A 23,625-nucleotide genomic window follows, 5' to 3' on the forward strand; every position below is an offset into this window, starting at 1 on the left:
GGGCGGTCACGGCGCCGCGCGCCGGTAGTGCAGCCGCCACATCAGCGTCCAGGTCTTGCCGCCGTCAGCGCTGCCTTCCCAGTCCCACGTGAAGCTGTCCGGGCGGATGTCGTAGAAGCGCATGCGCTGGCCCTGCCGCTTGTCGCCGACCTGGCGGAACTCGGTCGCGAAGAAGCGGGCCTCTCCATCCGCGCCGCCGGTCAGCGCGAAGAAGCCGCCCTGGTTATCCGCCCAGGCCTGGCGCCAGGTGCCGGACTTGTCGCGCACCGACAGCGAGCGGCCCAGCAGCCGCGGCGTGACGGCCGTGGCGCCCTCGAAGTTTTCCTCGATGACCTGACCATCCAGGATCTTGGTGACGCGGTTGCGCGCCTGGGCGGTGCCGCCGTCGGCGGTGGTCCAGCTGACGACCCAGTCGCCAACCCAGAAGTCGAACAGGTCGGCCGGCTGGCTGGCCTGGGCGGGTTGCAGCGCGGCGGCCAGCAGCAGGGAGGCGAGGAAGTGGCGCATGGTGGGCGGCGAGGTGAGGGTGGCGCCAGCCTAGGCCGTCGGCGCCCGCCGTGGTGTTGCAGGAATTGCGCGGCCATACTCGCCGCATGATCCTGCGCGAGCTGCCCGACCTGGCGCCGCGGCCGCTGACGGCCGTGAACGCGGGCTTCCGGCAGTGGTTTGCCGAGCACTGGGGACGCGAGAACGCCATCGTCATGGGCTGGACGCGCGACGCGGAGTTCCCGCCGCACACGCAGACGCTGTCCATCAAGCGCGCCTGGGGCGGCGACGGCGAGGACTACCTGCTGCCCGCGCGGCGGCTGCGTGTCGACGCCGACCACTGCCTGATCCTGAACCAGGGCGGCCACTACGGCGCGCGCATCGCCAGCCCGGTGCCGGTGTTGAGCTTTGGCGTGTTCTTCCGGCCCGAGCTGGGTGCCGAGCTGGCGCATGCGGCCACGCAGAGCTGGGCCCGCCGGCTGGCGGACGGGGACGAGCCCGGCCGTGTGGACGCCGGCTTTGCCGAGCACCTGCGCCCGGCCGACGGCGCGCTGGGGGCGGAGCTGAGCACGCTGCGCGACGCCGTGCTGGCTGGCCGCGGCGAGTGCCTGGGCGACGCCGACGATGAGGCCTGGCTGGAGGAGCGGCTGCAGGCGCTGCTGTGGCGCATGCTGGCCACCGAGCCCGGTTGGCGCGAGCGCAGCCAGCGCCTGGCGCCGATCTCGCGCAGCCAGCATGCCGAACTGCTGGCGCGGCTGGACCGCGCGGCGGACTTCATGCTGAGCTGCCAGGCCCAACCGCTGACGCTGGACGACATCGCCGGCGTCGCGCGGCTGTCCAAGTACCACCTGGTGCGCTGCTGGCGCGCGCTGCATGGCGCCACGCCCATGGCCTGGCTCGCGCAGCGGCGCAGCGCGCATGCGCTGCGGCTGCTGCAGGACGAGACGCTGACGCTGGACGACGTGGCCGCGCGCAGCGGCCTGGGCTCGCGGCAGACGCTGTTCCGCCAGTTGAAGCGCCTGGGCGGCGCGGGCGGGCAGGCGCTGCGCGGGCGGCTCAGCGCGGCCTTGTGACCAGGCCGCTGCGATCCAAGGGCAGATTCAGACCGCGCGGTTGCGCAGCCGCAGCAGGCTCAAACCCAGCAGCACGAACAGGCCGCCGCTGATGCGGTTGAACAGCCGCATGTGGCGCGGCTGGGCCAGGTAGCGGCGCAGGCTGCGGAACAGGCCCAAGTAGAACGCATGCGAGGCCAGCGCCAGCACGGTGAAGGTGGTGGTCAGCAGCAGCGTCTGGCCCAGCAGCGAGCCACCGGGCGTCAGGAACTGCGGGAACAGCGCCGTGAAGAACAGGATGGCCTTGGGGTTGGTGACGGCCACGCCCAGGCCTTGCAGGAACAGCTTGCCGGCCGTGTGCGGTTGGCCGGGGCGGGGAGCGCCAGCGTCCAGCGGCAGCGGGGCGCTGCGCCACTGCTTGATGCCCAGATAGACCAGATAGCCCGCGCCGACGATCTTGACGACGAGGAAGGCCGAGGCCGACACGGCCAGCAGCGCGCCCATGCCGGCCATCGCGGCGCCGGACACGATGAACAGGCCCGCCGCATTGCCCAGCGAGCTGTACATGGTCTGCCGCGGCCCGACGGCCATCGCGTTGGAGATGGCCAGCAGCACGCCGGGTCCGGGCGAGAAGGAAGTCAGCAGGGCCACGCCGCAGAACAGCAGCCAGGTGGAGAGGGGCATGGTCGGGGCGTCAGGGCAGGAGGGCGGGCCAGTCTAGGCCGATGCCCGGCACCGGGGCCGACGCGGGGTTTCTCGCGTCACCTGCACTTGTAGGCCTTGCCCTGCATGGCCACCGTGCGCGGCGCGACGTTGGCGTTGAACGGGTCCGTGTCGGCGATGCGCGAGCGGAAGACCTCCACGCATGTGTTGCCCTTGCGCAGCACGGTGCGGCGGTCCCCGAGCGCGCCGACCACTTGCGAGTGGTTCTCCTTGGGTTCCTCCACCCAGGCGCCGGCACCACCGGTGGCGTCGGCGATGCGCTCTTCCAGCGTCAGCCGCGCCGTGTTGCTGCGCGGGTCGCTGAGCGCCGGGTTGCGCGCCGCGGCGGACGAGGCTGCATAGCCGGGTGGCAGCGTCAGCCGCAGCGCGGTGCGCGGGGGCTCGGCGGGCGGCGGTGCTTCGGGGGCGGGTGCGGTGATTGCGGTCGACACCGGTGCCGGTTCATCGGGCAGGTCCGGTGTGCGCGGCGCTGTCAGTGCCGGCACGCGCGCCTCGGGTTGCGGGCGCGGCGTGGCTTGCGGGGCGCGCGGCGCGGGCCGGTCCGGCGACAGCAGGCGCACCGTCGTCAGCCGGCGCTCGCTCGGCTGCTCGCGTGGTGGCCCGCGGTGCAACCACAGCGCCGTCAGCACGCCGGCATGCAGCGCGATGACGAGGCCGCGTGCCAGCCAGCGGTGGTGCATGGCCGCCAGCTTCAGAGCTTGATGGACAGCTTGGTGCCGGGCGGCGGCGCGAGCTTGGCCGAGTCGGGCCAGTTCTCCTGGCCGGTCAGCACGGTGCAGGGGCGGCTCGGCTCGCCCTTCTTCGTGTCGGGCTCGCGCTCGCCGGTGGCCTGCGGCAAGGGCAGGCCCATCAGCTGGCCGTTCTCGCGCCAGGTCAGCTCCCACGTGGGCGTGTCGCTGCAGATGCGCACGCCCTGGCCGCGCGGGAACAGCCAGCGCAGATAGAACGGCAGCAGCTCCTCGCGCAGCGTGCGGCCCACGCGCAGGATCTGGCGCACCTTGGCGAGGTCCAGTTGTTCGGGCGGCATGGTCAGCTGGATGGTGCCGCGCACGGCCATCTGGCCCTTGGCCGTGTTGGTGGCCAGGTCGGCGGTCTTGGCCTCGGCCTCGGGCAGCACGGGCAGGTCGAAACGGCCTTCGGCATCGAGCTTGATGGGGTGGTCGGCCTCGTCGCTGCGCACGGCGAGACGGATGTCGGGCAGCGGCTTCTTGGTCCTCTCGGTGTTGACCTGGAACTCCATGCGGAACAGGCCTTCGCCGTGCTGGCGCATCTTGCTCAGCAGGGTGTTGATCTGCGCGTAGGGCAGAGCGCTGCCGTCGCGCCTCAACTCGGTCAGCACGGGCGGCAGCACCGCGTTCTGGGCGTGGGCGGCACCGGCGGCCAGCAACAGGAAACAGATCAGGGGGCGCATGGATCCTCAGTCGTCTTCAGGGGGTTCGGGGCCGGGTTCCCAGGCGAGCAGGTCGCCGGGCTGGCATTGCAGGACCTCGCAGATGCGCGCCAGCGTGTCGAAGCGCACGCCGCGCACCTTGCCGCTCTTCAGCAGCGACAGATTGGCCTCGGTGATGCCCACGCGCTCGGCCAGCTCCCGCGACCGCATCTTGCGGCGCGCGAGCATGACGTCGAGGGTGACGATGATGGGCATGTCAGCAGCGCTCCTGCGCGGGGCGATCGGAGACTCGCGGACCGAGCACCGGGCTGCCAAGGGCCAGAGGCCCTTGGCCTGTCGTAGTCACAAGCAATCCGCAGGGACTGCTTGTGTCCGACTCCAGTTCACCAAGCCGGCCCGTCATGGCGATGTGCTTGCCGGTCAATCCGGCAAGCATCGCCGCCCCCTCGGGGGACCGGCTGGGCTTGCCCGCGTTCAGCGCGGCTTGACCGGACGAGGGGCTCATACAAACTCAGCGTTCTCGTCGGCGACGCGTGCGGCTTCGTGCAGGACTTGGGCGAGCGCCAGCAGCAGCAGGCCGAACAGCAGCGCGAGGTAATGGTCCGACGACAGGCCGAACCACAGCTGCCTTTCGCCCACCGGGTTGCCCCAGGTCAGCGCCAGGATGGACAGCATGCGGCCCACCGGCTGCGCCGCGGCGAGCAAGCACAGCGCCAGGCCCAGCCGGCGCAGGTGCGCGGCCGGCTGGCGGGCCAGCAGCTCGCCGCGCGCGAAGCAGCCGAACAGCGCCCACATCTGCGACAGCGCGAACACGCTGACGCCGGCCGGCAGCAGCGTGGCCAGCAGCGCGCCGATGCGCGCGCCTATGTCCAGTTGAATCTTGGGGATGCCCCATTGCTGCGTGATCACCTCGGCCACCCAGTCCGGCTGCGCCCAGAACAGGAAGGGCATGGTGCCCAGGAACAGCGCGCCGACCAGGCACAGCAGTCGCACGACCCATGCCAGGCGGCGGATGCGTCGCAGACCGTCGGCGGAGAAGGAGTCGGGCATGGCGAGCTTCGTAAGGCGAGAAAAACTTACTGTAAAACAATAAATAGTTGTTGCGGAAAGGAATCTTCACGTCCCCCCGAGAATGCGGGCATGAGCAAGAAGAGCACCCATGTCAGCGAGACCCCGGCCACGCAAATGTTGAAGCGCGCGGGCGTCGTGTTCACCGAGCACATCTACGACTACGTGGAGCACGGCGGCACGGCCGAGTCCTCCAAGCAACTGGGCGTGGAAGAGCACGCGGTGGTGAAGACGCTGGTCATGCAGGACGAGAAGGCCGAGCCGCTGATCGTGCTGATGCACGGCGACCGCACGGTCAGCCTGAAGGAGCTGGCGCGGCAGATCCCGTGCAAAAAGGTCGAGCCATGCAAGCCCGACGTCGCGCAGCGCCACAGCGGCTATCAGGTCGGCGGCACGTCGCCTTTCGGCGTGCGCAAGGCCATGCCGGTGTTCGTGGAGTCGACCATCCTGCAGCTCGACAAGATCTGCATCAACGGCGGCCGGCGCGGCTATCTGGTGGGCATCGCGCCGCAGGTGCTGACCGAGCTGCTGGGCGCCAAGCCCGTCAGCTGCGCGAACGCCGCGTGAGTACCGCCCTGGAGGCGGACCGCGAGACCACGCGCTTTGGTGCGCTGCTGCTCGAGTTCGCGCAGTTCACCTGGAAGGAGGCGCAGGCCTGCCTGTTCGCCGGGTTGTTCTTTGCGTCCGTGCTGCTCGTGCCGCGGGCCGGCGTGCTGGGCCTGCCGCGCTACGACGCGCTGCTGCTGATCGCCGTCGCCATCCAGGCCTGGATGCTGTGGACCGGCCGCGAGACCCGCGACGAGCTGAAGGCCATCTGCCTGTTCCATCTGCTGGGCTTCGCGCTGGAGGTGTTCAAGACGTCGGACGCCATCCGCTCGTGGTCCTACCCCGACCTCGCGTACACCAAGCTGTTCGGCGTGCCGCTGTTCTCGGGCTTCATGTACGCCGCCGTGGGCAGCTACATCATCCAGGCGTGGCGGCTGCTGCATCTGCGCGTGGAGCACCATCCGCCGTACTGGATGGCCGGGCTGATCGCCAGCCTGCTGTACCTGAACTTCTTCACCCATCACTTCATCGGCGACTACCGTTGGATGCTCGCCGCGGCGGCGCTGGGCCTGTATGCCCGGTCGCGCATGGTGTTCCGGCCGCACCGGGTGGACCGGCGCATGCCGCTGGCGCTCGCGCTGGTGCTGATCGGCTTCTTCATCTGGCTGGCTGAGAACCTCGGCACGTTCTTCGGGCTGTGGGCCTACCCGCACCAGCTGGGCGCCTGGGCGGTCGTGCATGTCGCAAAGTGGAGTGCCTGGTCGCTGCTGGTGCTGATGAGCTTCACCATCGTCACCAACCTCAAGCACATCAAGGCGACGGTGCAGGTGCCGCCCTGAGCCGGCGGCGGGCATGCTGTTTGCCGGGCCGCCGGCATGTGGGACACCATTCTTGAGACGCTGCGCGCCGAGTTCTCCGACGTGCCCGACGCCGAGCAGGTCACGCGTATCCTGACCCGGCTGCTGCTGGCCGCCGTGCTGGGCGGCCTGCTGGGCTATGAGCGTGAAAGCAAGGGCAAGGCGGCCGGCATCCGCACGCACATGCTGGTGGCCCTGGGTGCGGCGATGTTCGTGCTGGTGCCTGAGCTGGACGGCATGCAGGTGGCTGACATGAGCCGCGTCATCCAGGGCATCGTGACCGGCATCGGCTTCCTGGGCGCCGGCGCCATCATCAAGCGCGCTTCGGAAGAGGACGTGCAAGGCCTGACCACCGCCGCCGGCATCTGGATGACCGCCGCCATCGGCGTGGCCTGCGGCCTGGGCCGCGAGACGACGGCCGTGCTGGCCGCGCTGCTGGCGCTGGGCGTGCTGGCCGTCGTGCCGCATCTTGTCGACCGCAAACGCTGAGCGCCGCGTCCTACGCGCAGGCGTCGTGCCGCCCGATGTGGCGGCCCGCCCAAGGCGCGCAGCATCGCAGCGTGAATACCACCACCACCTCGTCGCTGAACGGCCAGGAAACGCTGGACCTGGCCTACGACCAGCTCGAAGCCGCGCTGCCGAAGCGCGCCGCGCGGGCGCTGGCCTGGCTGCGCCGCCCCGAGGCGCGCTGGGTACGCATTCCCGCGGGGCTGCTGTGCATCGCGGCGGCGTTCTTCTGGTTCATGCCCATCATCGGCATCGAATGGGCGCCGGTGGGCCTGCTGCTGCTCGCGCAGGACATCCCGTTCCTGCGCCGGCCGGTGGGGCTGCTCATCCTGGCGCTGCTTGCTGCATGGCGCCACCTGCGCCATTGGTGGCGACGCCGGCGCGCCCGCTGAGACTTCGGGCGGCTGCATGACAATGCCGCCCCATGCAAACCATCCTCCCCCTGCTCGCCGCCCTGGCGGGCTACCTGATCGGCTCGCTGTCGTTCGCCGTCATCGTCAGCCGCGCGATGGGGCTGTCGGACCCGCGCTCCTACGGCTCGGGCAACCCCGGCGCCACCAATGTGCTGCGCTCGGGCAACAAGGCCGCGGCCATCCTCACCCTGGTGTTCGATGCGCTGAAGGGCTATCTGCCCGTGCTGGCCGTGTTCATCTGGGGCCCGCGCTGGGGCCTGGGAGAAGGCACGGCCGCGCTGGTGGGCCTGGGCGCCTTCCTGGGGCATCTGTGGCCCGTGTTCTTCAAGTTCGAGGGCGGCAAGGGCGTGGCCACGGCGGCCGGCGTCATCTTTGCGCTCAATCCGATCTTGGGGGTGGCGACGCTGGCAACCTGGGCCATCATTGCCTGGTTCAGCCGCTACTCGTCCCTTGCCGCCATCGTGTCGGCCGCGTTCGCGCCGATGTATCAGTTGCTGATTTGGGAAGCCGGGCCCACGGCACTGGCCCTGATCAGCATGGGTTTGCTGCTGGTCTGGCGTCACCAGGCCAACATCAAGAAACTGCTGGCCGGCACCGAAAGCAAGCTGGGCCAGAAGGCTGGAGCCGCCGCCAAGCCTGCCGTCAAAACCTCCACCAAGTCGCGAAAGAAATCATGAGCAATTCCGCCCCCGTTGAACGCTTTGACATCGGCGCCCGCCTGTCGGAGATGGCCGTCTACAACGGCGTCGCCTACCTGGCTGGCCAGGTGCCCGAGGACGCCACGGCCGACGTGACCGGCCAGACGGCGCAAGTGCTGGCCGCCATCGACAAGCTGCTGTCCCGCGCCGGCACCGACAAGACCCGCATCCTGCGCGCGCAGATCTTCCTGACCGACCGCGCCGACTTTGCCGGCATGAACGCCGCGTGGGACGCCTGGGTCGCCGAAGGCCACGCCCCGCCGCGAGCCACCGTCATCGCCGGCCTGGCCCGTCCGGAGTGGAAGGTCGAGATCGTCGTCACGGCGGCAATCTAATGACTTTGCGGGACAGACCGATCGAGCGAAGCGAGTAGCTCTGTCCTCAACTGACTATGCCTTGCGGGACAGACCCTAGGTTTGTCGGGCGGCACGCTGCCGCCAGAAACCGGTGTCGAAGCGCTGCTCGACACCGGTTTTTTCATTGATGAGCCAGAACTCGCGGCCGTCGGCGCTGGCGCGCACGACCTCGCCCGCATGGCGGCCCGCCGTCACGCGCCGGCCCACCGCGTTGGCCGGGAAGCCCGGCTGACGCGCCAGTTCCTCCAGCGGCTGGGCCGCGCGCGAATCGGCCGCCAGCCTCAGCTTGCGCACCAGGGGCGCGAGGAAGGCGCCGGCCGCATCCGCCGGCGACACGAACAGCACCAGCTTGGCCTGCGCGCGGCTCAGCGCCACGTTCAGCAACCGCTGCGCGCCCTCGCCGTGCAGGAAGGGTTGCGAGCCATCGGCCGAGTCTAACAGCACCACCGGCGCTTCGCTGCCCTGCGCGCGGTGCACGGTGCTGACGCGCAGCGACTCGGGCAGGTCGCGGGCACGCAAGGCCTGCCGGATCAGCGCGCGCTGCGCGCGGAACGGTGTCAGCACGATCAACTCGTCGGCCTGCCAGCCTTGCTGCAAAGCCTGTTCGATCAACGCCGCGATGGCCTCGGCCGACTCGCGCCGCACCGGCCCGCGCTCGTGGGCCGACCAGCCGCCATCGCGCTGCACGGGGTGCAGGTGCACATGCACGTCGGCGCCGATGTCACCCAGCGCGCGCTGCCGTGCGGTCCGCCAGTCGGCGGACACATCCGCCGCCACGCGCAGTGCGCCGTCGTAGAACAGCTCGCTGACCAGATCGCCGATGGGCGCGGCCATGCGCGACTGCTCGTCCAGCAGCGCCACCGACGCGCCGGCGCGCGGCATGTGCGCAAACGCCGAACGCCCCAGCCAGCGCTGCGCGAGCCGGTCGTCGCTTCGCAGCACCGGCGACAGCTGCTGCGGGTCGCCCGCGAACAGCCGCGCGCGGCCCAGCGGCATCAGCGCCAGCGTGTGCGCCAGGCTCACCTGGCTGGCCTCGTCGAACACGACCAGGTCGAACGGCGGCTCATCGTCGGTCGCCAGTTCGCGCAGCGTCTTCAGCGTGAATGCGGCGCGCGTGGTGGTCATCGCGGCCAGCCGGCAGCGCTGCAGCACGCGCAGCGACGACGCACGCAGCTCGTCGCGCAGCGCGGCCACGCGGTCGGCCCAGGCCTTCAGCGCCATCGCATCCCGGCTCGACGGCCGCTGGCTTTCGGCCCGGGCCAGGCGGGCGATCAGCTCGGTGTCCTCGGTCGGGATCAGGTGCTCGCGGCCTTCGTAGGCCGCCGCATCGAAGCGCGTGCCCAGCCGTTGAACCAGCGGCCGCAGGTGTTCGCGCCGGCCCTTCTGCAAGGCCTTGTCGACGGCGATCAGCGCTAGGTCTACCGCGTGGTTGGTGGTGGACAGCAGCAGCACGCGGGCGTCGGGCCGCGTGTCCAGGTACTCGGCCAGCAGCACGCCCAGCGTGGTGGTCTTGCCGGTGCCGGGCGGGCCCCACAGGAAGGCGCTACTGTGGGCGATCAGCGCCAGCGCGTCGCGCTGCCCCTGGCGCAGCCAGCGAAAGGGCGCGCCCGTCAGCACCGGGCCGCCGTTCACCGGGCGGGGTTGCGACAGGTCGGGCAGGGCGGCCAGCGCGCGTTCGGCCCAGGCCGTGTCCCACCACGCATCGGCCACCGCGTTCAGGAAGCGCGTCGGGTACAGGCGGATCAGGTGGTCGGTGGGCGGCGGCGCGCTGCTGGCGTTCTGCAGCACCAGCTGATCGTCCTCGGGCACGACGGCCAGCACGCTGGCGCCGCCCTTCACGGGCGCGCCCCACCAGGCGGAGGCGCCGTCCAGGCTGTCGTCCAGCAGCGCGTGGGCCGAGGCCGCGCCGGGCCGCTGCCCCTCGGCGAACACATAGCCAGGCTCCAGCGTCACGCGCCACAGCGGGCCGTCGTGTTCGCTCTTCAGAACCTTGAAGTCGTAGTACTCGGGCGTGGCCGACAGCTCGGCCGCCAGCGCCGCGCGCAGGTCGGCCAGGCTCATCGCGGGGAAAGGGGCGGTTTGGGGAGGCGGGACTTTACTTGGCCGACGCGAAGAAGCTGTCCGCCGCCGCCAGTGCAGCCGCATCGGCATCGACCGCGCCCGGCGGGCCTCCCTTGCCCCACAGCGCGCCGCCGAAGCGCATGCCCAGGAAGGCGGCGCACAACTGCGCGGAGTCCAGCATGGGCTGGGCCTTGGCGCGGTCGCCGCTGGTGGTCACGACGTGCATGGTCTTCTCGGCCATGCGGGCCTTGAAGTCCACGCCCGGCACACGCATCCAGGCGCTCCAGTGGTCCAGATAGGTCTTCAGGTTGGCCGGGAAGCTGTACCAGTAGACCGGCGCCACCAGCACCAGGTCCGTGCAGGCCAGCGTGGCGTCCAGCAGCCGGGCCATGTCGCCGGTCGGCGCGGGGTAGCTGCCGGCCGTGTGGCGCAGGTCCACGAAGGGCGCGAGCGTGAAGTCGGCCAGGCGCAGCCAGGTCTGTTGCGCGTCGGCCGGCAGTTGCGCGGCGGCGCGGCGGGCCAGCGTTTCGGTGTTGCCGAGGTTGCCGGGCTCGCGCGTGGACGCGAGCAGGAAGAGGTGGTGGGAGGGCATGGGCGGCATGCTAGCCATGCCGCGCGTTGCATGCGGCTATGGGGCCATGAAGCGCACCACCACCTCGCCACCCTGCGGGCCTTGTGACACGCGCGCTTGCGCATCACTGCCGGCCCGGCTGGACAGCCATTGCGTGGTCGGCAGCGGCGCCAGCGTCTGGCGGTCACGCAGCGAGACCTCGATCTGGCGGTGCCCGTCAGGCGCCCGGCTGCCCTGCAGCGTGACATCCACGGTGCCGCCCGAGTCGCGCGCGGGCAGCTCCAGCGGCTTGTTCGTCACGAAGAAGTGCCAGGGCAGCTGAACCGTCCAGCGCGCCTGCGTGCCACCTTGCTTGTCCTGCCAGCGCACTTCCAGCGTGGCCGGGTCGTACTCGCCCGGCGCGGGGGCGTCGGCGGCCTGGGCGGCGTAGGTCAACGCGGTCACGGTGAGCAGCGCGCCGGCCAGCAGGCCGCGGCGGCGCGGTGTGGAGATGCGTGGATGCTTCAGCATGGCAATCCTTTCGACCAGCGGATGTGTGCTGCGCCAGTGGCTGGCCAGTGGCGCGGCGTGGGCGTGCAGCCCGTGTGCCAGCAGCAGCGCGCGGGTGTAGTCGGGGGTGGCCTGCGGCTGCGTGGCCAGCACGGCGGCGTCGCAGGCCAGTTCCTGGTCGGCGCGCAGCCGGCGCCAGGCCCAGTGCGCCAGCGGGTTGAACCACTGCAGCGCGAGCAGCAGGCCGGCCAGCAGGTTCCACGCGTTGTCGCCGCGGCGGCGGTGCACGTCCACGTGCTGCAGGATCAGCGTGCGCTCGACCGGCGAGAAGCGCTGTTCGAAGTCCACCGGCAGTCGCAGCCGCGGCCGGATCACGCCCACCAGCGCGGGGCTGTGGCCCGCCGGCAGCCGCGCGCCCAGCCGCTGCAGCCGCCATTGCCGGCGGCACTGCAGCGCCAGCGACAGCGCCGTGCCCGACAGCCACAGCGCCAGCCACGGCGCGCCGTGGCCGGGCGCAGCGGGCGTCGTGTCCAGCGCAGGCAGCGCAGGGGGCAGTGGCAGGCCCACCGCCTGCATCACGCGCGGCAGTGGCTCCTGCACCGGCTGCGGCCGCGGCAGCGCGGGCGTCAGCAGCAACGCGGGCACCAGCAGCCAAGCGGCGTAGGCGGCGCCCGCGCCCAGCCGCTTCAGCAGCAGCGGGCGCAGCAACGCGACCAGCACGACGGCGGCGCTGAACAGCAGTGCCAGGCGCAGCAGGCCTTCGAGCAGGTGATGTGTGGTCATGACCGCTGGCGAACAACCGTCAGGGCTGGGACTGCGCGGTCAGCAGCGTGGGCGTGACGGCCAGCGACAGATGCTCGGATCCGGTGGGGTCGTCGCGGCCCTGCTCGATGAGGCCTTTGACGCCGTTGGACGTGATCAGCCGCGGGCGCGACACCGTGGTCAGCGGGTCGCCCTTCTGCAGTTCGGTCCGCAACTCGATCTTGCCGTTGCCGATGTCCCTGGGCGTGATGGCGATGCCGACCTGCTCGGGCATCGGCTTGTCGGGGCTGCCGTTCAGCATCAGCCGGGCCTGCTTGCCGTCGTGCACGCGCAGCGTGGCTTGCGTGCTGTAGGTGTTGCGCGTGTCGCCGCGGCCGGTGCTGTAGCTCAGTGCAAGCTTCAGCTCGATAACCGGCGTGGTGTCGGCCGGTGCGGCCGGCTGCTGCGCGGCGTAGGCCAGGCCAGCAAGGCCCAGCAAGGGCGCGGCGACGAGCACGGCGCGGCGGCGCGTCAGGGGCAGGGGGCGGTTCAGCATCGCAATCCTTTCAACAAGTGGGTGGGTGCTGCCCCAGCGGCTGGCCAGCGGCGCAGCGTGGGGCCTGAGGTCGTGGGCGGCCAGCAGCGCCCGCGTGTAGTCGGCCACTGCGCCGGGCCGCGCTGCCAGCACGGCGGCATCGCAGGCCAGTTCCTGGTCGGCCTGCATGCGTCGCGCGGCCCACCAGACCAGCGGGTTCCACCAGTGCAGCGCGGTCAGCAGGCAGGCGATCAGGTTCCAGGCGTTGTCGCCGCGGCTGCGGTGCACCTGTTCGTGCGCCAGGATCAACTCGCGTTCGGTGGCGGAAAAGCGCTGCTCGAAGTCGACAGGCAGCGCGATGCGCGGCCGCAGCAGGCCCACGAGCGCGGGGCAGCTGCCGACTGGCAACTGCGGGCCCAGCCGCACCAGGCGCCATTGCCGCCATGCCTGCAGCGCCACCAACAACGCGGACACGCCCAGCCACAAGACCAGCCAGACGGTGGCATGGTCGGGCGTGGGCGCGGGCAATGCCGGCACTGCGGTGGCCGCGGGCGTTCCCGTCGCCTGCAACACCAGCCGCAGCGGCTCCTGCGCCGGCCGCGGCAGCAGCGGCGTGGCCAGCAGTGCCGGCAGCAGCAGCCATGCGGCATAGGTGGCGCCGGCCCCCAGCCGCTTCAGCAGCAGCGGCCTCAGCGCCGCGACGAGCAATACGCCCACGCTCAGCAGCAACGCCTGCTGCAACAGCATCGCCAGCAGCCGCTCACTCATGGCCCTGCTCCTTCAGCAGCGCCTTCAGGGCGGCGATGTCGTCGGCATTGAGCTTGCGTTCCGACGCGAACTGCGCCACCAGCGGCGCGAGGCGCCCGCCGAACAGGCGGTCGATCAGCGACAGGCCGGTGTCGGCGACCCAGGCGTCCTGCGGCACGGCGGGCGCATACAGGAATCGCCGACCCTCGCGCTCGGCGGTGACGGCGCCCTTGTTCAGCAGCCGGTTCAGCAGCGTCTTCACGGTGGCGAGCTGCCAGCCCTGCCGCGGGCCGAGCGTGGCGGCGATCTCGTCGGCGCCCTGCGGCGAGCGCGCCCACAGTTCGCGCATGACCTGCGCCTCGGCGTCGCTGATGGGGGGCGGTGTGTGTTTCATGATTACGCGTGTAAACGATGGCTGATGATTACGGCTGTAAACGATGCCGTCAAGTGCGGGTTTGTCACAGGCGGGCCACATCGGCGCTGCAGCATCCTGGGTTTCAGCCGGGAGCCGCCATGGGCCACAGCGAAGACGAACTGGTGAAGCGCATCCACCGCGACCTGCGCGACGACTTCGACGAGGAACTGGAGCTGGAGTTGGAGGACCGCGACTTCGGCGTGGCCGATGGCGATACGCCCGAGGCGGCGTCGGACCGCAAGCGCTATTTCCGCGAGCTGTTCCGGCTGCAGAGCGAGCTGGTCAAGCTGCAGGACTGGGTGCAGCACACGGGCCACAAGGTGGTCATCCTGTTCGAGGGCCGCGACGCGGCGGGCAAGGGCGGCGTCATCAAGCGCATCACGCAGCGGCTGAACCCGCGTGTGTGCCGCGTTGCCGCGCTGCCGGCGCCCAACGACCGCGAGCGCACGCAGTGGTACTTCCAGCGCTATGTGTCGCACCTGCCGGCGGCCGGCGAGATCGTGTTGTTCGACCGCAGTTGGTACAACCGCGCCGGCGTGGAGCGAGTGATGGGTTTTTGCACCGACGAGCAGTACGAGGAGTTCTTCCGCTCCGCGCCCGAGTTCGAGCGCATGCTGCAGCGCTCGGGCATACAGCTGATCAAGTACTGGTTCTCGATCAGCGACGACGAGCAGCGCATCCGCTTCCTGAGCCGCATCCACGACCCGCTGAAGCAGTGGAAGCTCAGCCCCATGGACCTGGAGTCGCGCCGCCGCTGGGAGGCCTATACCGTGGCCAAGGAAGTGATGCTGGAGCGCACGCACACGCCGGAGTCGCCGTGGTGGGTGGTGCGCGCCGACGACAAGAAGCGCGCGCGGCTGAACTGCATCAGCCACCTGCTGGCGCAGATGCCCTATGAAGACGTGCCGCATGCGGACATCGAGCTGCCGGCCCGCCAGCGCGCCGAGGATTACATCCGCAACCCGGTGCCCCAGAGCCTCATCGTGCCCGAGGTCTATTGAGGGGCGCTTAAGCTCGGGGCATGAACCTGCCGCCACGCTCTCTGCTCGTCATCATCGCGCTGGCCGCGGCGGCCTCCTGGGGCTGGCGCAGCCATGTGAAGTCACAGGATGGCGAACTGCTGGCGCAGCGCGTGAAGCCGGGCGACATCCGCATGATCTCGTCCGAGACCTGCGGCTGGTGCACGGCGGCGCGGCGCTGGATGCAGGACGAGGGCATAGCGTTCGACGAGTGCTTCATCGAGCGCGACTCGAAATGCCTGGCCGACTACCAGGCGCTGGGCGGGCAGGGCACGCCCACGCTGGTCGTGCGCGGCCAGAAGGTCTTGGGCTTCGACCGCAGCCGCATCGTGGAACTCATCCAATAGGCCGAGCCGAATCGGCAGCGCTGACTCAGCAACGCTGGCGGTTCGGCTCGGCGACGGTGGAAAAGGGCGTCATTCGCATGAGGTGACGGCCCTGTTCAAGCGCGCTTGGTGCTGGTCTTGGCGGCGGCCAGCGTCATCTGGCGCAGCAGCGTGGCGTCGCTGTAGCCCACCACGGTCACGCGCGGCAGCTGGGCCACTTCACGCTGGGCGTAGCCGGTGACGACGACGCGGGGCAACTGGGCGACTTCACGGACGGCCTTGCCGGTGACGACCACGCGTTCCAGCTTGACGACATCCTGCGGCGCGGCGTGGGCGGCGACGGAGAAGGTCAGGCCGGCAACAGCGGCGACGACGGCAGAGAAGAGGGTGTCTTGCAGGTTCATGATGGACTCCGTTCGGTGGGTTTCGAACCGCGTGATTGCTTGTTCGATGGAGTCAGTTTCGTCACGAGGCCTGCTTGCTTCCAGGGGCCTGCGATCAAGCGCCGGCCGCGCCGGATGAACTGCAAAAACAATGGATGAGCTGCGGGACGGCTGGCGATCAGTCGAGCTGCAGTCCCAGCCGCGCGATCTCGCCCCTCCCCTGGCGCACCAGCACGGGCTCGTCGCCCTGGCTGAGGTCCAGCACCGTCGTGGGCTGGGCCGGGCAGGCGCCGGCGTCCAGCACGAACTGCAGCTGGCGGTCCAGGCGCTCGCAGACCTCGCTGGCGTCGTTCAGCGCCTCGCTGTCGCCGGGCGGGATCAGCGTGGTGGACAGCAGCGGCTCGCCGAACAGCGCCAGCAGCTCCTGCGTGACGCGGTGCTCCGGCACGCGCAGGCCGATGGTGCGGCGGCTGGGGTGCGACAGCCGCCGCGGCACTTCCTTGGTGGCCGGCAGGATGAAGGTGTAGGCGCCGGGGGTGGCCAGCTTCAGCAGCCGGTACTGGCGGTTGTCCACCATCGCGTAGGTGGCCAGCTCCGACAGGTCGCGGCACAGCAGCGTCAGGTGGTGCTTGTCGTCCACGCCGCGCACGCGCCGCAGCGCCTCGGCGGCGGCCTTGTCGTTCAGGTGGCAGACGAAGGCGTAGCTGGAGTCCGTCGGGACGGCGCCAATGCCGCCGGCCTGCAGCATCTGCGCGCACTGGCGCAGGAAGCGGGGCTGCGGGTTGTCGGGGTGGACTTCGAACAGCTGGGCCATCAGCGGCGTATCCGGTCCGTCAACGCGGCCCACACGGGCGTCAGCCTGGCCGCCAGCGGCGGCAGATCGCCCAGGTCCACGCGGCTTTCCTCGGGGCTGTGGAAGTCCGAGCCGCGCGAGGCCAGCAGGCCGAACTCCGTGGCCGTGTCGGCGTACTGCTGGTACTCGGCCGGCGTGTGGCTGCCGGTGACCACCTCGATGCCGCGGCCGCCGTGGGCCATGAACTCGGTGATCAGCGCGTACTCCTCGATGGGCGTGAAGTCATAGCGGCCCGGGTGCGCGATGACGGCCACGCCGCCCGCGCGCGTGATCCAGCCCACGGCGTCCTTCAACGTGGCCCACTTGTGCGGCACGAAACCGGGCTTGCCTTCGGTCAGGAAGCGGCGGAACACGTCCGGCACATCCGTGCAATGGCCGGTATCGACGAGGAAGCGCGCGAAATGCGTGCGCGAGATCAGTTCGGGGTTGCCCACGTACTTCAGCGCGCCCTCGAACGCGCCGGCAATGCCGGCCTCGGCCAGGAGGCCGGCCGCCATCTCGCGGGCGCGCGCCTCGCGGCCGCCGCGCGTGGCGCGCAGGCCCTCGGCCATCTCGGCGGATTCATGGTCGAAGCCCAGGCCCACGATGTGCACCACGCGGCCGGCGAAGGTCACCGAGATCTCGGTGCCGGTCAGGTAGGCCATGCCGTGGGCCTTGGCGGCCGCGATGGCGCGGGCCTGGCCGCCAATCTCGTCATGGTCGGTCAGCGACCACAGCCGCACGCCGCGCTCGGCGGCGCGTTCCGCCAGGGCTTCGGGCGTCAGCGTGCCGTCCGAGACGACGGAGTGGCAGTGCAGGTCGGCGTTGAGCGTGGTATCGAGGTTCACGCCTGGATTGTCTCAGGCGAGGCTCACGCCGTTGGCCGACGTGGTTACAGCCTGAAGCCGTTCACCGTCTGGTCCATGCCCTGCGCCTGCATGCGCAGGTTGTCGGCCGACGCGGCGGCCTGTTCCACCAGCGCGGCGTTCTGCTGCGTCATCGCGTCTATGGCCTGCACGGCCTGGCCCACCTCGGTGGCCTGCTGCGCCTCGGCGCGGGTCTGCTGGGCCATCGTGTGGATCAGCGCGCTCATGTCGCGCACCTTGCCCAGGATGGCGTCCACCGCGCCCCCCGCTTCGGCGGCCTGCGCGGTGCCGGCCTCCACGCGCTCGACGGATTGGCCAATCAGCGTCTTGATCTCGCGTGCGGCTTCCGCGCTGCGCCGGGCCAGCGCGCGCACTTCGCCGGCCACCACGGCGAAGCCACGGCCCTGTTCGCCGGCCCGGGCCGCCTCCACGGCTGCGTTCAGCGCCAGGATGTTGGTCTGGAACGCGATGCCGTCGATGAGGCCGGTGATGTCGGCGATGCGCCGGCTTGCGTCGGCGATGCCTTGCATGGTGCCGACGACGTCGCCCACCACGCGGCCGCCCTGGGAGGCCACCTCGGCGGCGGCGCCGGCCAGGCCTTCGGCATCCAGCGCGGCCTCGCTGCTGTGGCGCACGGCCACCGCCAGCAGCTGCACATGGCCGGCGGTCTGCTGCAGCCGCGCGGCGGCGGCCTCGGTGCGGCGGGCCAGGTCCTGGTTGCCGGTGGCGATCTCGCGCGCCGCGAGGCGGATGCCGCCGGCGTCCTCGTGAATGCGCTCCACCAGCCCGCGCAGCCGCTGCTGCATGTGGTCCAGCGCGGCCAGCACGCGGCCCAGCTCGTCGCGCCGGCCCTGGGGCACGGGCTGGCTGAGGTCGCCTGCGGCGATGCGCTCGGTCACCTCCACCATCTGGCGCACCGGCACCAGCAGCTGCCGGATGGCGCGCGCCATCAGCCACAGCATGACCGCCAGCGCCACGGGCAAGAGCACCAGCAGCGCGTTGCGGCGCAGCGCCGCGCGCTCGGCGCGCTGGGCCAGCCCGGCGTCCAGCGCCTGCATGACCTGGGCGCTGAAGCTGGCCTGCAGCGCGCCGGCTTCGGCCAGCCGAGTGGCCAGCTGGTCCAGCGGGAAGTTGAGGTCGCGGGCGGCCTCGTCCAGCGTCTTGTCGACCTGCTCGCGCTGCGCCCTGGCGGCCTGCAGCAGCGGTGCGAGTCGCTGGTCGGCATCCGGTGCCTGCAGCGCGAGCTGCAACTGCAGCTGCATCTGCGCCGCATGCTCGCGGTAGCGGGTGTGCGCGGTGGCCATGCGAGCCGGGTCGTCCACGGCGGCGGCGCGGGCCAGCGCGGCCAGCTCGGACAGCGCGTCCTGAACGCGCGGCGCAGCCTGCAAGCCGGCCTCGATGGCGAAGCGCGAAGCGGCGTCGGCGTCCAGCAGCAGGCCGGCATCGGCATTCAGCCGGGCCAGCGCGTTGAACGCGATCTCGGCCAGTGCGGCCTGCGCGGCCAGCAGGCGCGGCACGTCCAGCGGGCCGTCGGCGATGGCCTTGGCAAGTGCCGCCTGCTGCTCTCGCAGCGCGGCCACGCGCTCGCGCTGCGCGGCGGCCAGCGATGCATCCAGCGCCTGGCCCAGCGCGTCGTCCAGCGCGGTCAGCGCCGCCTGCACGTCTTGCGTAGCGGCGACGGCCTGGGGCCGGCTGTCGGGCTTGGTGGACAAGGCTTCGGCGCCCAGGCCGCGCTGCTGCTGCAGGCGCGCGAGCAGGGCCTGCCACGCATGGTTGACGGGCAAGGCCTGGTGCTGGCGGGCGGCGGTCTGCTGCTGGGCGACATAGCCGCGCAGCAGCAGCGCGCCGGGCAGGGCGCCGAGAAGAAGAGACAGGCAGGCGATGACGGCGAGCCGCGTGCGCAGACTCAAAGGCTGGGTGTTTTTCATGTCGGTGAAGCGATGGTGCCGCGACGCTGCGGCCCATGGGAAGGCGAAGTCAGGCAGCGGCGAGCAAGGCGCGCTGCGGCTGACGGCGGTCGACGAAGAAGCGGCTACCACCGGCGCGGCCCTTGGCCACGCGCTTGGGTTCGGTCAGCGCGGCGGACAGCGCGCGGGCGCCGTCGAAATGACCCGGCACATGCAGCACGGCGCCGGCCGAGAAGGTGGGCAGCGGGTGGAAGCTGGGCTGGTTCTGGCGGTTCAGCGTGATGTAGCCGCCGGCGGCCAGGTGCTCGGCCGAGAAGAAGCTGCGCACGCCGGCGTCGAAGGCGGCGCAGATGCGCGCCAGCCGTGCTTCCCAGTCGGCGCTGCCCAGCACCATGACGAAGTCGTCGCCGCCGATGTGGCCCACGAAGTCCAGCTGCGGGTCAGCGGCCTGGGTCAGCACGCGGGCGGCCAGGCGGATGATGTCGTCGCCCACGCGATAGCCGTAGACGTCGTTGAAGGGCTTGAAGTGGTCGATGTCCCACACCACCGCGGCGAAGGTCTCGCCGGCCTCGATGAGGCGGTCCAGGTGGTGGTCGATGGGCACGTTGCCCGGCAGCAGCGTCAGCGGGTTGGCGTAGCGGGCCGCATGCACCTGCAGGTCGGACACGGCCTTCAGCAGGTCGGAGCTGCGGCCCGAGCCGAAGTAGGCGCCGTCGCGCGTGACGATGAAGCCGTCGATCAGCAGGCGCTCGTCCAGGCTGGCCATCGCATCGCTCATCGCGCGCAGCGGCGTGCTGACGTCGAACACCAGCGGGTGCGCGTCCATCAGCTCCACGCAGCTGCGCTTGTCGAAGATGTCCATGAAGTAGCGCTCGGTGCTGCGCTTGAGCACGTGCAGCGATCGCAGCACGCCGATGGGGCGCTGCAGCTCGTCCAGCACGGGGATGGCCAGCAGCTGGTCGTCGCGGTGGAACAGGTCGACGACGCTGCGGCAGTTGGCGGCGGCCGTGACGGTCAGGCCGCGGCGCGCCAGCTGCGCGGCGCTGGTGATGGCGCCCTGGGCCAGCGGCAGCGCGAGGTCGTTCTGCAGCAGGCGTGGCTGGGCGTCGGCGGCCAGGCGGCCGCTCCACTGCGCGCTCAAGGACGCGCGCGGCGTGGCGCTGGGGCGGGCGAACAGATAGCCCTGGCAGATGCTCAGGCCCAGCCGGCGCAGCACGTCCAGGTCGGGTTCCTGCTCCAGCCCTTCGGCCACCACCTCGCAGCCGCTGGTGGCGGCCATCTCGACGATGGAGCGGACGAACTGCTGCTTCAGCGGCTCCTGCGCGATGCCGTCGATGAAGTGGCGGTCGATCTTGACGAAGTCGGGCCGCATCTGCATCCAGCGGCGCAGGCTCGCGAAGCCCTCGCCCAGGTCGTCCAGCGCCACGCGAAAGCCCCGTTCGCGCAGCGCCTGCACCGCATCGTCCAGCTGGGCCAGGTCGTCGATGGGGCGGGTCTCGGTCAGCTCGATGACCACGCGTGACGTCGGCAGGCCCAGTTCGGCCAGCTCGGTGGCCAACAGGCCCACGTGTTCGCGCGCGCCCAGCAGCGTGTCGGCCGTGACGTTCAGGAACAGCTGGCCGGGCAGCCCCAGCGCCTTGAAGCGCTGCAGCGCGCGCTGCACGATGAGGTGCTCCAGCTCCACGAGGCGGCCCAGCCGGGCGGCGGTGTCGAACAGCACCAGCGGAGAATGCAGCGGGCCGTCGGCCGGCGCACGCGTCAGCGCCTCGAAGCCGTAGATCTCCGCGCGGTCGATCGCGACCAGCGGCTGGAAGTGGATGTCAAACGTGCGCTGCTCGATGAGGCGGTGCAGCGCGTCGGCAAGAGGATCGGGCGCGTGGTCGCGCATGGGGGGCTCCGGGTCGGCGGGCGCTGCCGAGACAGCCGGCAGCGCTTGCGACACGGATTCTTGAAAGTGCCCGTGACAGTCGAGTGACTAGGGGGTGTGGCCACCCCCGCTCCGCCAACTCCGTCACATCTGCGCGGCCTCGATCACGTACTGAACGCGCTGCTGCCCCTGCCATTCATCCAGGCTCAACCGGTAGGCCAGCGTGACGCGCTCGGGCAGCATGTCCACGTGGTTGAACCAGATGCCGTCGATGAGCCTGCCACCCTGCTTGAGCCGCAGCTTCAGGTGCTTCTCGCCCACCAGGCGCTGCGAGATCAGCTCGAAGCGGTCGCAGAACACCGGCGGCTCGAAGCCCTGGCCCCAGACCTGGCCGTCCAGCAGCCGCGCGGTCTCGGGCGTGGCGGCGTCGGCCGGCAGCGTGCCGTCGTGGCGCAGCGTGCGGGTCAGGTCTTGTTCGGTCAGCCATTCGTCGGCGACCTTGGCGAAGGCGAGGGCGAAGCGGGTCACGTCATCCACGGCCAGCGTGGCGCCCGCCGCCATCGCATGGCCGCCGAACTTGGCCAGCAGATCCGGTTCACGCTTGCTGACCAGGTCCAGCGCGTCGCGCAGATGGAAGCCCGGGATGGAGCGGCCCGAGCCCTTCAGATGACCGTCGGCGCCGCGCGCGAACACGAAGGTGGGGCGGTGCACGCGGTCCTTGATGCGCGACGCGACGATGCCCACCACGCCTTCGTGGAAGTCGGCATCGAACAGCGCGACGGCCGGCGGCAGCTCGCCTTCCAGCGCCTGCACCAGCGCGTCCAGCCGCGCCTCGGCCATTTCGCGCATGCCGGCCTCGATGTCGCGGCGCTCGCGGTTGATGGCGTCCAGCTGCGTCGCGAGTTGCAGCGCGCGCTCGGCGTCGTCGGTGGTCAGCGCCTCGATGCCCAACGTCATGTCAGAGAGCCGGCCAGCGGCGTTGATGCGCGGGCCCAGCGCAAAGCCGAGGTCGAAGCCCTGGGCCTTGGAGGCGTCGCGCTTGGCGGCGCTGAACAAGGCCATCACGCCCGGCTGCGCGCGCCCGGCGCGCATGCGCCTGAGGCCTTGCGCGACGAGGCGGCGGTTGTTGGCGTCCAGCTTCACGACGTCGGCGACGGTGCCCAGCGCGACGAGGTCCAGCAGGCCGTCCAGGCGCGGCACCTCCGTGAACGCGCCGCGTGTGCGCAGCTCGGCGCGCAGGCCCATCAGCACATAGAAGGCCACGCCCACGCCGGCCAGCGACTTGCTCGCGAATGTGCAGCCGGGCTGGTTGGGGTTGACGATGGCGTCGGCCTCGGGAACGACGGTGGCGCCATCGACGACGGCCGGCAGGTGGTGGTCGGTCACCAGCACCTTCAGCCCGCGCGCGCGGGCATGCGCCACGCCGGTCAGGCTGGCAATGCCGTTGTCCACGGTGACCAGCAGGCCGGGCTTCTGTTCCAGCGCCAGGTCCACGATGGTGGGCGTGAGGCCATAGCCATGCACGGCGCGGTCGGGCACCACATAGCCGAGCTGCTCGGGCCTCGCGCCCAGCAGGCCCAGGCCGCGCAGCATGACGGCGCAGGCGGTGGCGCCGTCGCAGTCGTAGTCGGCCACGATGACCAGGCGCTCGCCGGACTGGATGGCGTCGGCCAGCAGCCGCGCGGCGTCGGGCAGGCCCATCAGGCCGGTGGGCGGCAGCAGCTGGTTGAGGTTCTCGTCCAGCTCGCTGGCCTCGCGCACGCCGCGCGCGGCCAGCAGCCGCGCCAGCAGCGGTGCAACGCCGGCTTCCTCCAGCGCCCACGCGGTGCGCGGCGGCACTTCACGTTCGACCAGCTTCACAGTGCCTCCATCACGGCGGCGACGTCGGGCGTCTGGAAGCGGCGCTTGATCTTGTCCATGAACGACAGCGGCTGGGCCGTGAAGCGCCGCGCGAAGCGTTCGCCGCACAGCGTCAGGCTGGTGATCTGCGGATTGGCCAGCGGGCCGGCGTCCAGGCGCTGCCAGGCCTCGGCCCAGGCGGCCAGGTCGCCGTTCAGCAGCGGTGCGGCCAGGCGGTCGTCCACCTTCACGTCGGCGGGCCGGCCGTTGCTGCGGCCGATGTCGCCGATCCAGACCGAATTGACCACATGCTGGCCGCGCGCCTCGCGCGCGTTGTTCAGCGCATGGCCGTGCAACAGCATCTGCGCCTCGTTCTGCCAGCGCCGCAAGACCCGGCTCTCGGGCAGCCAGGGTTCGATGGGCCGGCCGGCGGCGCGCTCGATGCTGGCGGCGAGTAGGCCGTCCAGCGCCGTGGCGTGGCCAACGGCCCAGCGATTGGCGTCCAGGATTCGCCATTGCCAGCCCTCTTGTTCGGGCCACAGCTCGCGCAGCACGGCGGCAAAGCCGGCGGCGTCAGACTCCGACAGGTCCAGCGCGGCCGGCGGCAGCACGTCCACGCCATCGGTGCCGACGGACAGGTGCACCGGCGTCATCAGCGCCCAGGCCAGCCCGGGGCCGGCGTCCACCGCCCAGGCGGCGGCGCTGGGCTGATCCTGGCCGCGCAGAGCGGCCAGCGCGACCTGGTGGGGGGGCAGCGGCGCGAACTCGTCGCTGCCCCAGGTGTCGGTGGCCGTGAGCCGGCCCAGCAGCGCGGTCAGATGGGGCAGGGCCAGGCCCGAGAACGCATGCCGGGCGGCCTCGTCCAGCGCGCTGGCATGGGGAATCAACAGGTGCATGGGGGCCGATTATCCAAACCCGGTCATCTCACACG

Annotated in this window: 27 protein-coding genes; 9 read left to right on the forward strand and 18 right to left on the reverse strand. The window is 71.1% G+C overall.

All coding sequences use genetic code 11. The features are described from left to right. Nucleotides 1–6: 6 nt before the first annotated feature. A complete protein-coding gene (locus tag J2X21_RS02060; protein WP_310324250.1) occupies nucleotides 7–507 on the reverse strand; it encodes a hypothetical protein in 501 nt (166 codons plus the stop codon). Nucleotides 508–593: 86 nt separating this feature from the next. On the opposite strand from J2X21_RS02060, the gene J2X21_RS02065 reads away from it, so the two are divergent. Continuing rightward, nucleotides 594–1,559: a helix-turn-helix transcriptional regulator gene (locus J2X21_RS02065; protein WP_310324252.1), complete on the forward strand. Its 966-nt coding sequence runs from the start codon at nucleotides 594–596 to the stop codon at nucleotides 1,557–1,559. Between the two features lie 27 nt (nucleotides 1,560–1,586). Here J2X21_RS02065 and J2X21_RS02070 read toward each other — a convergent pair whose 3' ends face one another. The 5 genes from J2X21_RS02070 to J2X21_RS02090 form a co-directional block, all read right to left on the reverse strand. Next, entirely contained in the window at nucleotides 1,587–2,222 is a 636-nt protein-coding gene (locus tag J2X21_RS02070) for a LysE family translocator (protein ID WP_310324254.1), read from the reverse strand. 77 nt (nucleotides 2,223–2,299) lie between these two features. Further along, nucleotides 2,300–2,941, reverse strand: a complete 642-nt coding sequence (locus J2X21_RS02075; protein ID WP_310324256.1) for a hypothetical protein — start codon at nucleotides 2,939–2,941, stop codon at nucleotides 2,300–2,302. 11 nt (nucleotides 2,942–2,952) lie between these two features. After that, nucleotides 2,953–3,672, reverse strand: a complete 720-nt coding sequence (locus J2X21_RS02080; RefSeq protein WP_310324258.1) for a hypothetical protein — start codon at nucleotides 3,670–3,672, stop codon at nucleotides 2,953–2,955. A 6-nt stretch (nucleotides 3,673–3,678) separates the two neighbouring features. After that, nucleotides 3,679–3,906: a helix-turn-helix domain-containing protein gene (locus tag J2X21_RS02085; protein ID WP_310324261.1), complete on the reverse strand. Its 228-nt coding sequence runs from the start codon at nucleotides 3,904–3,906 to the stop codon at nucleotides 3,679–3,681. A 246-nt stretch (nucleotides 3,907–4,152) separates the two neighbouring features. Further along, nucleotides 4,153–4,701, reverse strand: coding sequence for a DUF2975 domain-containing protein (locus tag J2X21_RS02090; protein ID WP_310324264.1), 549 nt, complete (start codon nucleotides 4,699–4,701; stop codon nucleotides 4,153–4,155). 90 nt (nucleotides 4,702–4,791) lie between these two features. On the opposite strand from J2X21_RS02090, the gene ybaK reads away from it, so the two are divergent. The 6 genes from ybaK (at nucleotide 4,792) to J2X21_RS02120 (ending at nucleotide 8,075) form a co-directional block, all read left to right on the forward strand. Next, on the forward strand, nucleotides 4,792–5,286 hold the full coding sequence (gene ybaK, locus J2X21_RS02095; protein ID WP_310324267.1) for a Cys-tRNA(Pro) deacylase: 495 nt from the start codon (nucleotides 4,792–4,794) through the stop codon (nucleotides 5,284–5,286). Further along, a complete protein-coding gene (locus J2X21_RS02100) occupies nucleotides 5,283–6,104 on the forward strand; it encodes a DUF817 domain-containing protein (RefSeq protein ID WP_404666555.1) in 822 nt (273 codons plus the stop codon). Before ybaK ends, J2X21_RS02100 begins: the two co-directional genes overlap by 4 nt. Before the next feature lie 36 nt (nucleotides 6,105–6,140). Beyond that, nucleotides 6,141–6,611: an MgtC/SapB family protein gene (locus J2X21_RS02105; protein ID WP_310324270.1), complete on the forward strand. Its 471-nt coding sequence runs from the start codon at nucleotides 6,141–6,143 to the stop codon at nucleotides 6,609–6,611. Nucleotides 6,612–6,682: 71 nt separating this feature from the next. Continuing rightward, complete coding sequence (locus tag J2X21_RS02110) at nucleotides 6,683–7,021, forward strand: hypothetical protein (RefSeq protein ID WP_310324273.1); 339 nt, start codon at nucleotides 6,683–6,685, stop codon at nucleotides 7,019–7,021. A gap of 32 nt (nucleotides 7,022–7,053) precedes the next feature. Beyond that, nucleotides 7,054–7,719 carry a glycerol-3-phosphate 1-O-acyltransferase PlsY gene (gene plsY, locus J2X21_RS02115; RefSeq protein ID WP_310324275.1) on the forward strand — a complete coding sequence of 222 codons (666 nt, stop codon included), beginning with the start codon at nucleotides 7,054–7,056 and terminating at the stop codon, nucleotides 7,717–7,719. Next, nucleotides 7,716–8,075: a RidA family protein gene (locus J2X21_RS02120; protein ID WP_310324277.1), complete on the forward strand. Its 360-nt coding sequence runs from the start codon at nucleotides 7,716–7,718 to the stop codon at nucleotides 8,073–8,075. Before plsY ends, J2X21_RS02120 begins: the two co-directional genes overlap by 4 nt. Nucleotides 8,076–8,150: 75 nt before the next feature. On the opposite strand, the gene J2X21_RS02125 is transcribed toward J2X21_RS02120, so the two are convergent. The 5 genes from J2X21_RS02125 to J2X21_RS02145 are packed head-to-tail and all read right to left on the reverse strand — an operon-like array spanning nucleotide 8,151 to nucleotide 13,634. Continuing rightward, entirely contained in the window at nucleotides 8,151–10,157 is a 2,007-nt protein-coding gene (locus J2X21_RS02125) for a DEAD/DEAH box helicase (RefSeq protein WP_310324279.1), read from the reverse strand. 34 nt (nucleotides 10,158–10,191) lie between these two features. Next, nucleotides 10,192–10,758, reverse strand: coding sequence for a flavodoxin family protein (locus J2X21_RS02130; RefSeq protein WP_310324281.1), 567 nt, complete (start codon nucleotides 10,756–10,758; stop codon nucleotides 10,192–10,194). A gap of 27 nt (nucleotides 10,759–10,785) precedes the next feature. Beyond that, entirely contained in the window at nucleotides 10,786–12,000 is a 1,215-nt protein-coding gene (locus J2X21_RS02135) for a M56 family metallopeptidase (RefSeq protein ID WP_310324283.1), read from the reverse strand. Nucleotides 12,001–12,019: 19 nt separating this feature from the next. Continuing rightward, nucleotides 12,020–13,261 carry a M56 family metallopeptidase gene (locus J2X21_RS02140; protein ID WP_310324285.1) on the reverse strand — a complete coding sequence of 414 codons (1,242 nt, stop codon included), beginning with the start codon at nucleotides 13,259–13,261 and terminating at the stop codon, nucleotides 12,020–12,022. Next, nucleotides 13,254–13,634, reverse strand: a complete 381-nt coding sequence (locus J2X21_RS02145) for a BlaI/MecI/CopY family transcriptional regulator (protein ID WP_310324287.1) — start codon at nucleotides 13,632–13,634, stop codon at nucleotides 13,254–13,256. Before J2X21_RS02145 ends, J2X21_RS02140 begins: the two co-directional genes overlap by 8 nt. Nucleotides 13,635–13,753: 119 nt before the next feature. On the opposite strand from J2X21_RS02145, the gene ppk2 reads away from it, so the two are divergent. Together ppk2 and J2X21_RS02155 are read left to right on the forward strand one after the other, a co-directional pair. After that, on the forward strand, nucleotides 13,754–14,656 hold the full coding sequence (gene ppk2 / locus J2X21_RS02150; RefSeq protein WP_310324289.1) for a polyphosphate kinase 2: 903 nt from the start codon (nucleotides 13,754–13,756) through the stop codon (nucleotides 14,654–14,656). Between the two features lie 20 nt (nucleotides 14,657–14,676). Then, entirely contained in the window at nucleotides 14,677–15,021 is a 345-nt protein-coding gene (locus J2X21_RS02155; RefSeq protein WP_310324293.1) for a glutaredoxin family protein, read from the forward strand. Nucleotides 15,022–15,116: 95 nt separating this feature from the next. On the opposite strand, the gene J2X21_RS02160 is transcribed toward J2X21_RS02155, so the two are convergent. From J2X21_RS02160 to J2X21_RS02190, 7 genes are all read right to left on the reverse strand, one after another. Further along, nucleotides 15,117–15,404 (reverse strand): hypothetical protein, encoded by a 288-nt coding sequence (locus J2X21_RS02160; RefSeq protein ID WP_310324295.1) that lies wholly within the window; start codon nucleotides 15,402–15,404, stop codon nucleotides 15,117–15,119. Nucleotides 15,405–15,561: 157 nt separating this feature from the next. Next, a complete protein-coding gene (locus J2X21_RS02165; RefSeq protein ID WP_310324297.1) occupies nucleotides 15,562–16,197 on the reverse strand; it encodes an L-threonylcarbamoyladenylate synthase in 636 nt (211 codons plus the stop codon). Then, nucleotides 16,197–17,063, reverse strand: coding sequence for a 3',5'-nucleoside bisphosphate phosphatase (locus J2X21_RS02170; RefSeq protein ID WP_310324299.1), 867 nt, complete (start codon nucleotides 17,061–17,063; stop codon nucleotides 16,197–16,199). The genes J2X21_RS02165 and J2X21_RS02170 overlap by 1 nt, the downstream gene beginning before the upstream one ends. A 44-nt stretch (nucleotides 17,064–17,107) precedes the next feature. Further along, nucleotides 17,108–19,009 (reverse strand): methyl-accepting chemotaxis protein, encoded by a 1,902-nt coding sequence (locus tag J2X21_RS02175; protein WP_310324302.1) that lies wholly within the window; start codon nucleotides 19,007–19,009, stop codon nucleotides 17,108–17,110. A gap of 49 nt (nucleotides 19,010–19,058) precedes the next feature. Continuing rightward, nucleotides 19,059–20,876: a bifunctional diguanylate cyclase/phosphodiesterase gene (locus J2X21_RS02180; RefSeq protein WP_310324304.1), complete on the reverse strand. Its 1,818-nt coding sequence runs from the start codon at nucleotides 20,874–20,876 to the stop codon at nucleotides 19,059–19,061. A 123-nt stretch (nucleotides 20,877–20,999) separates the two neighbouring features. Beyond that, nucleotides 21,000–22,715 (reverse strand): single-stranded-DNA-specific exonuclease RecJ, encoded by a 1,716-nt coding sequence (recJ, locus tag J2X21_RS02185; RefSeq protein ID WP_310324306.1) that lies wholly within the window; start codon nucleotides 22,713–22,715, stop codon nucleotides 21,000–21,002. Then, nucleotides 22,712–23,590, reverse strand: a complete 879-nt coding sequence (locus J2X21_RS02190; protein WP_310324308.1) for a hypothetical protein — start codon at nucleotides 23,588–23,590, stop codon at nucleotides 22,712–22,714. The genes recJ and J2X21_RS02190 overlap by 4 nt, the downstream gene beginning before the upstream one ends. Nucleotides 23,591–23,625 lie beyond the last annotated feature (35 nt).

The sequence above is a fragment of the Roseateles asaccharophilus genome (assembly GCF_031458115.1).
GTDB lineage: Bacteria > Pseudomonadota > Gammaproteobacteria > Burkholderiales > Burkholderiaceae_C > Pelomonas > Pelomonas asaccharophilus_A.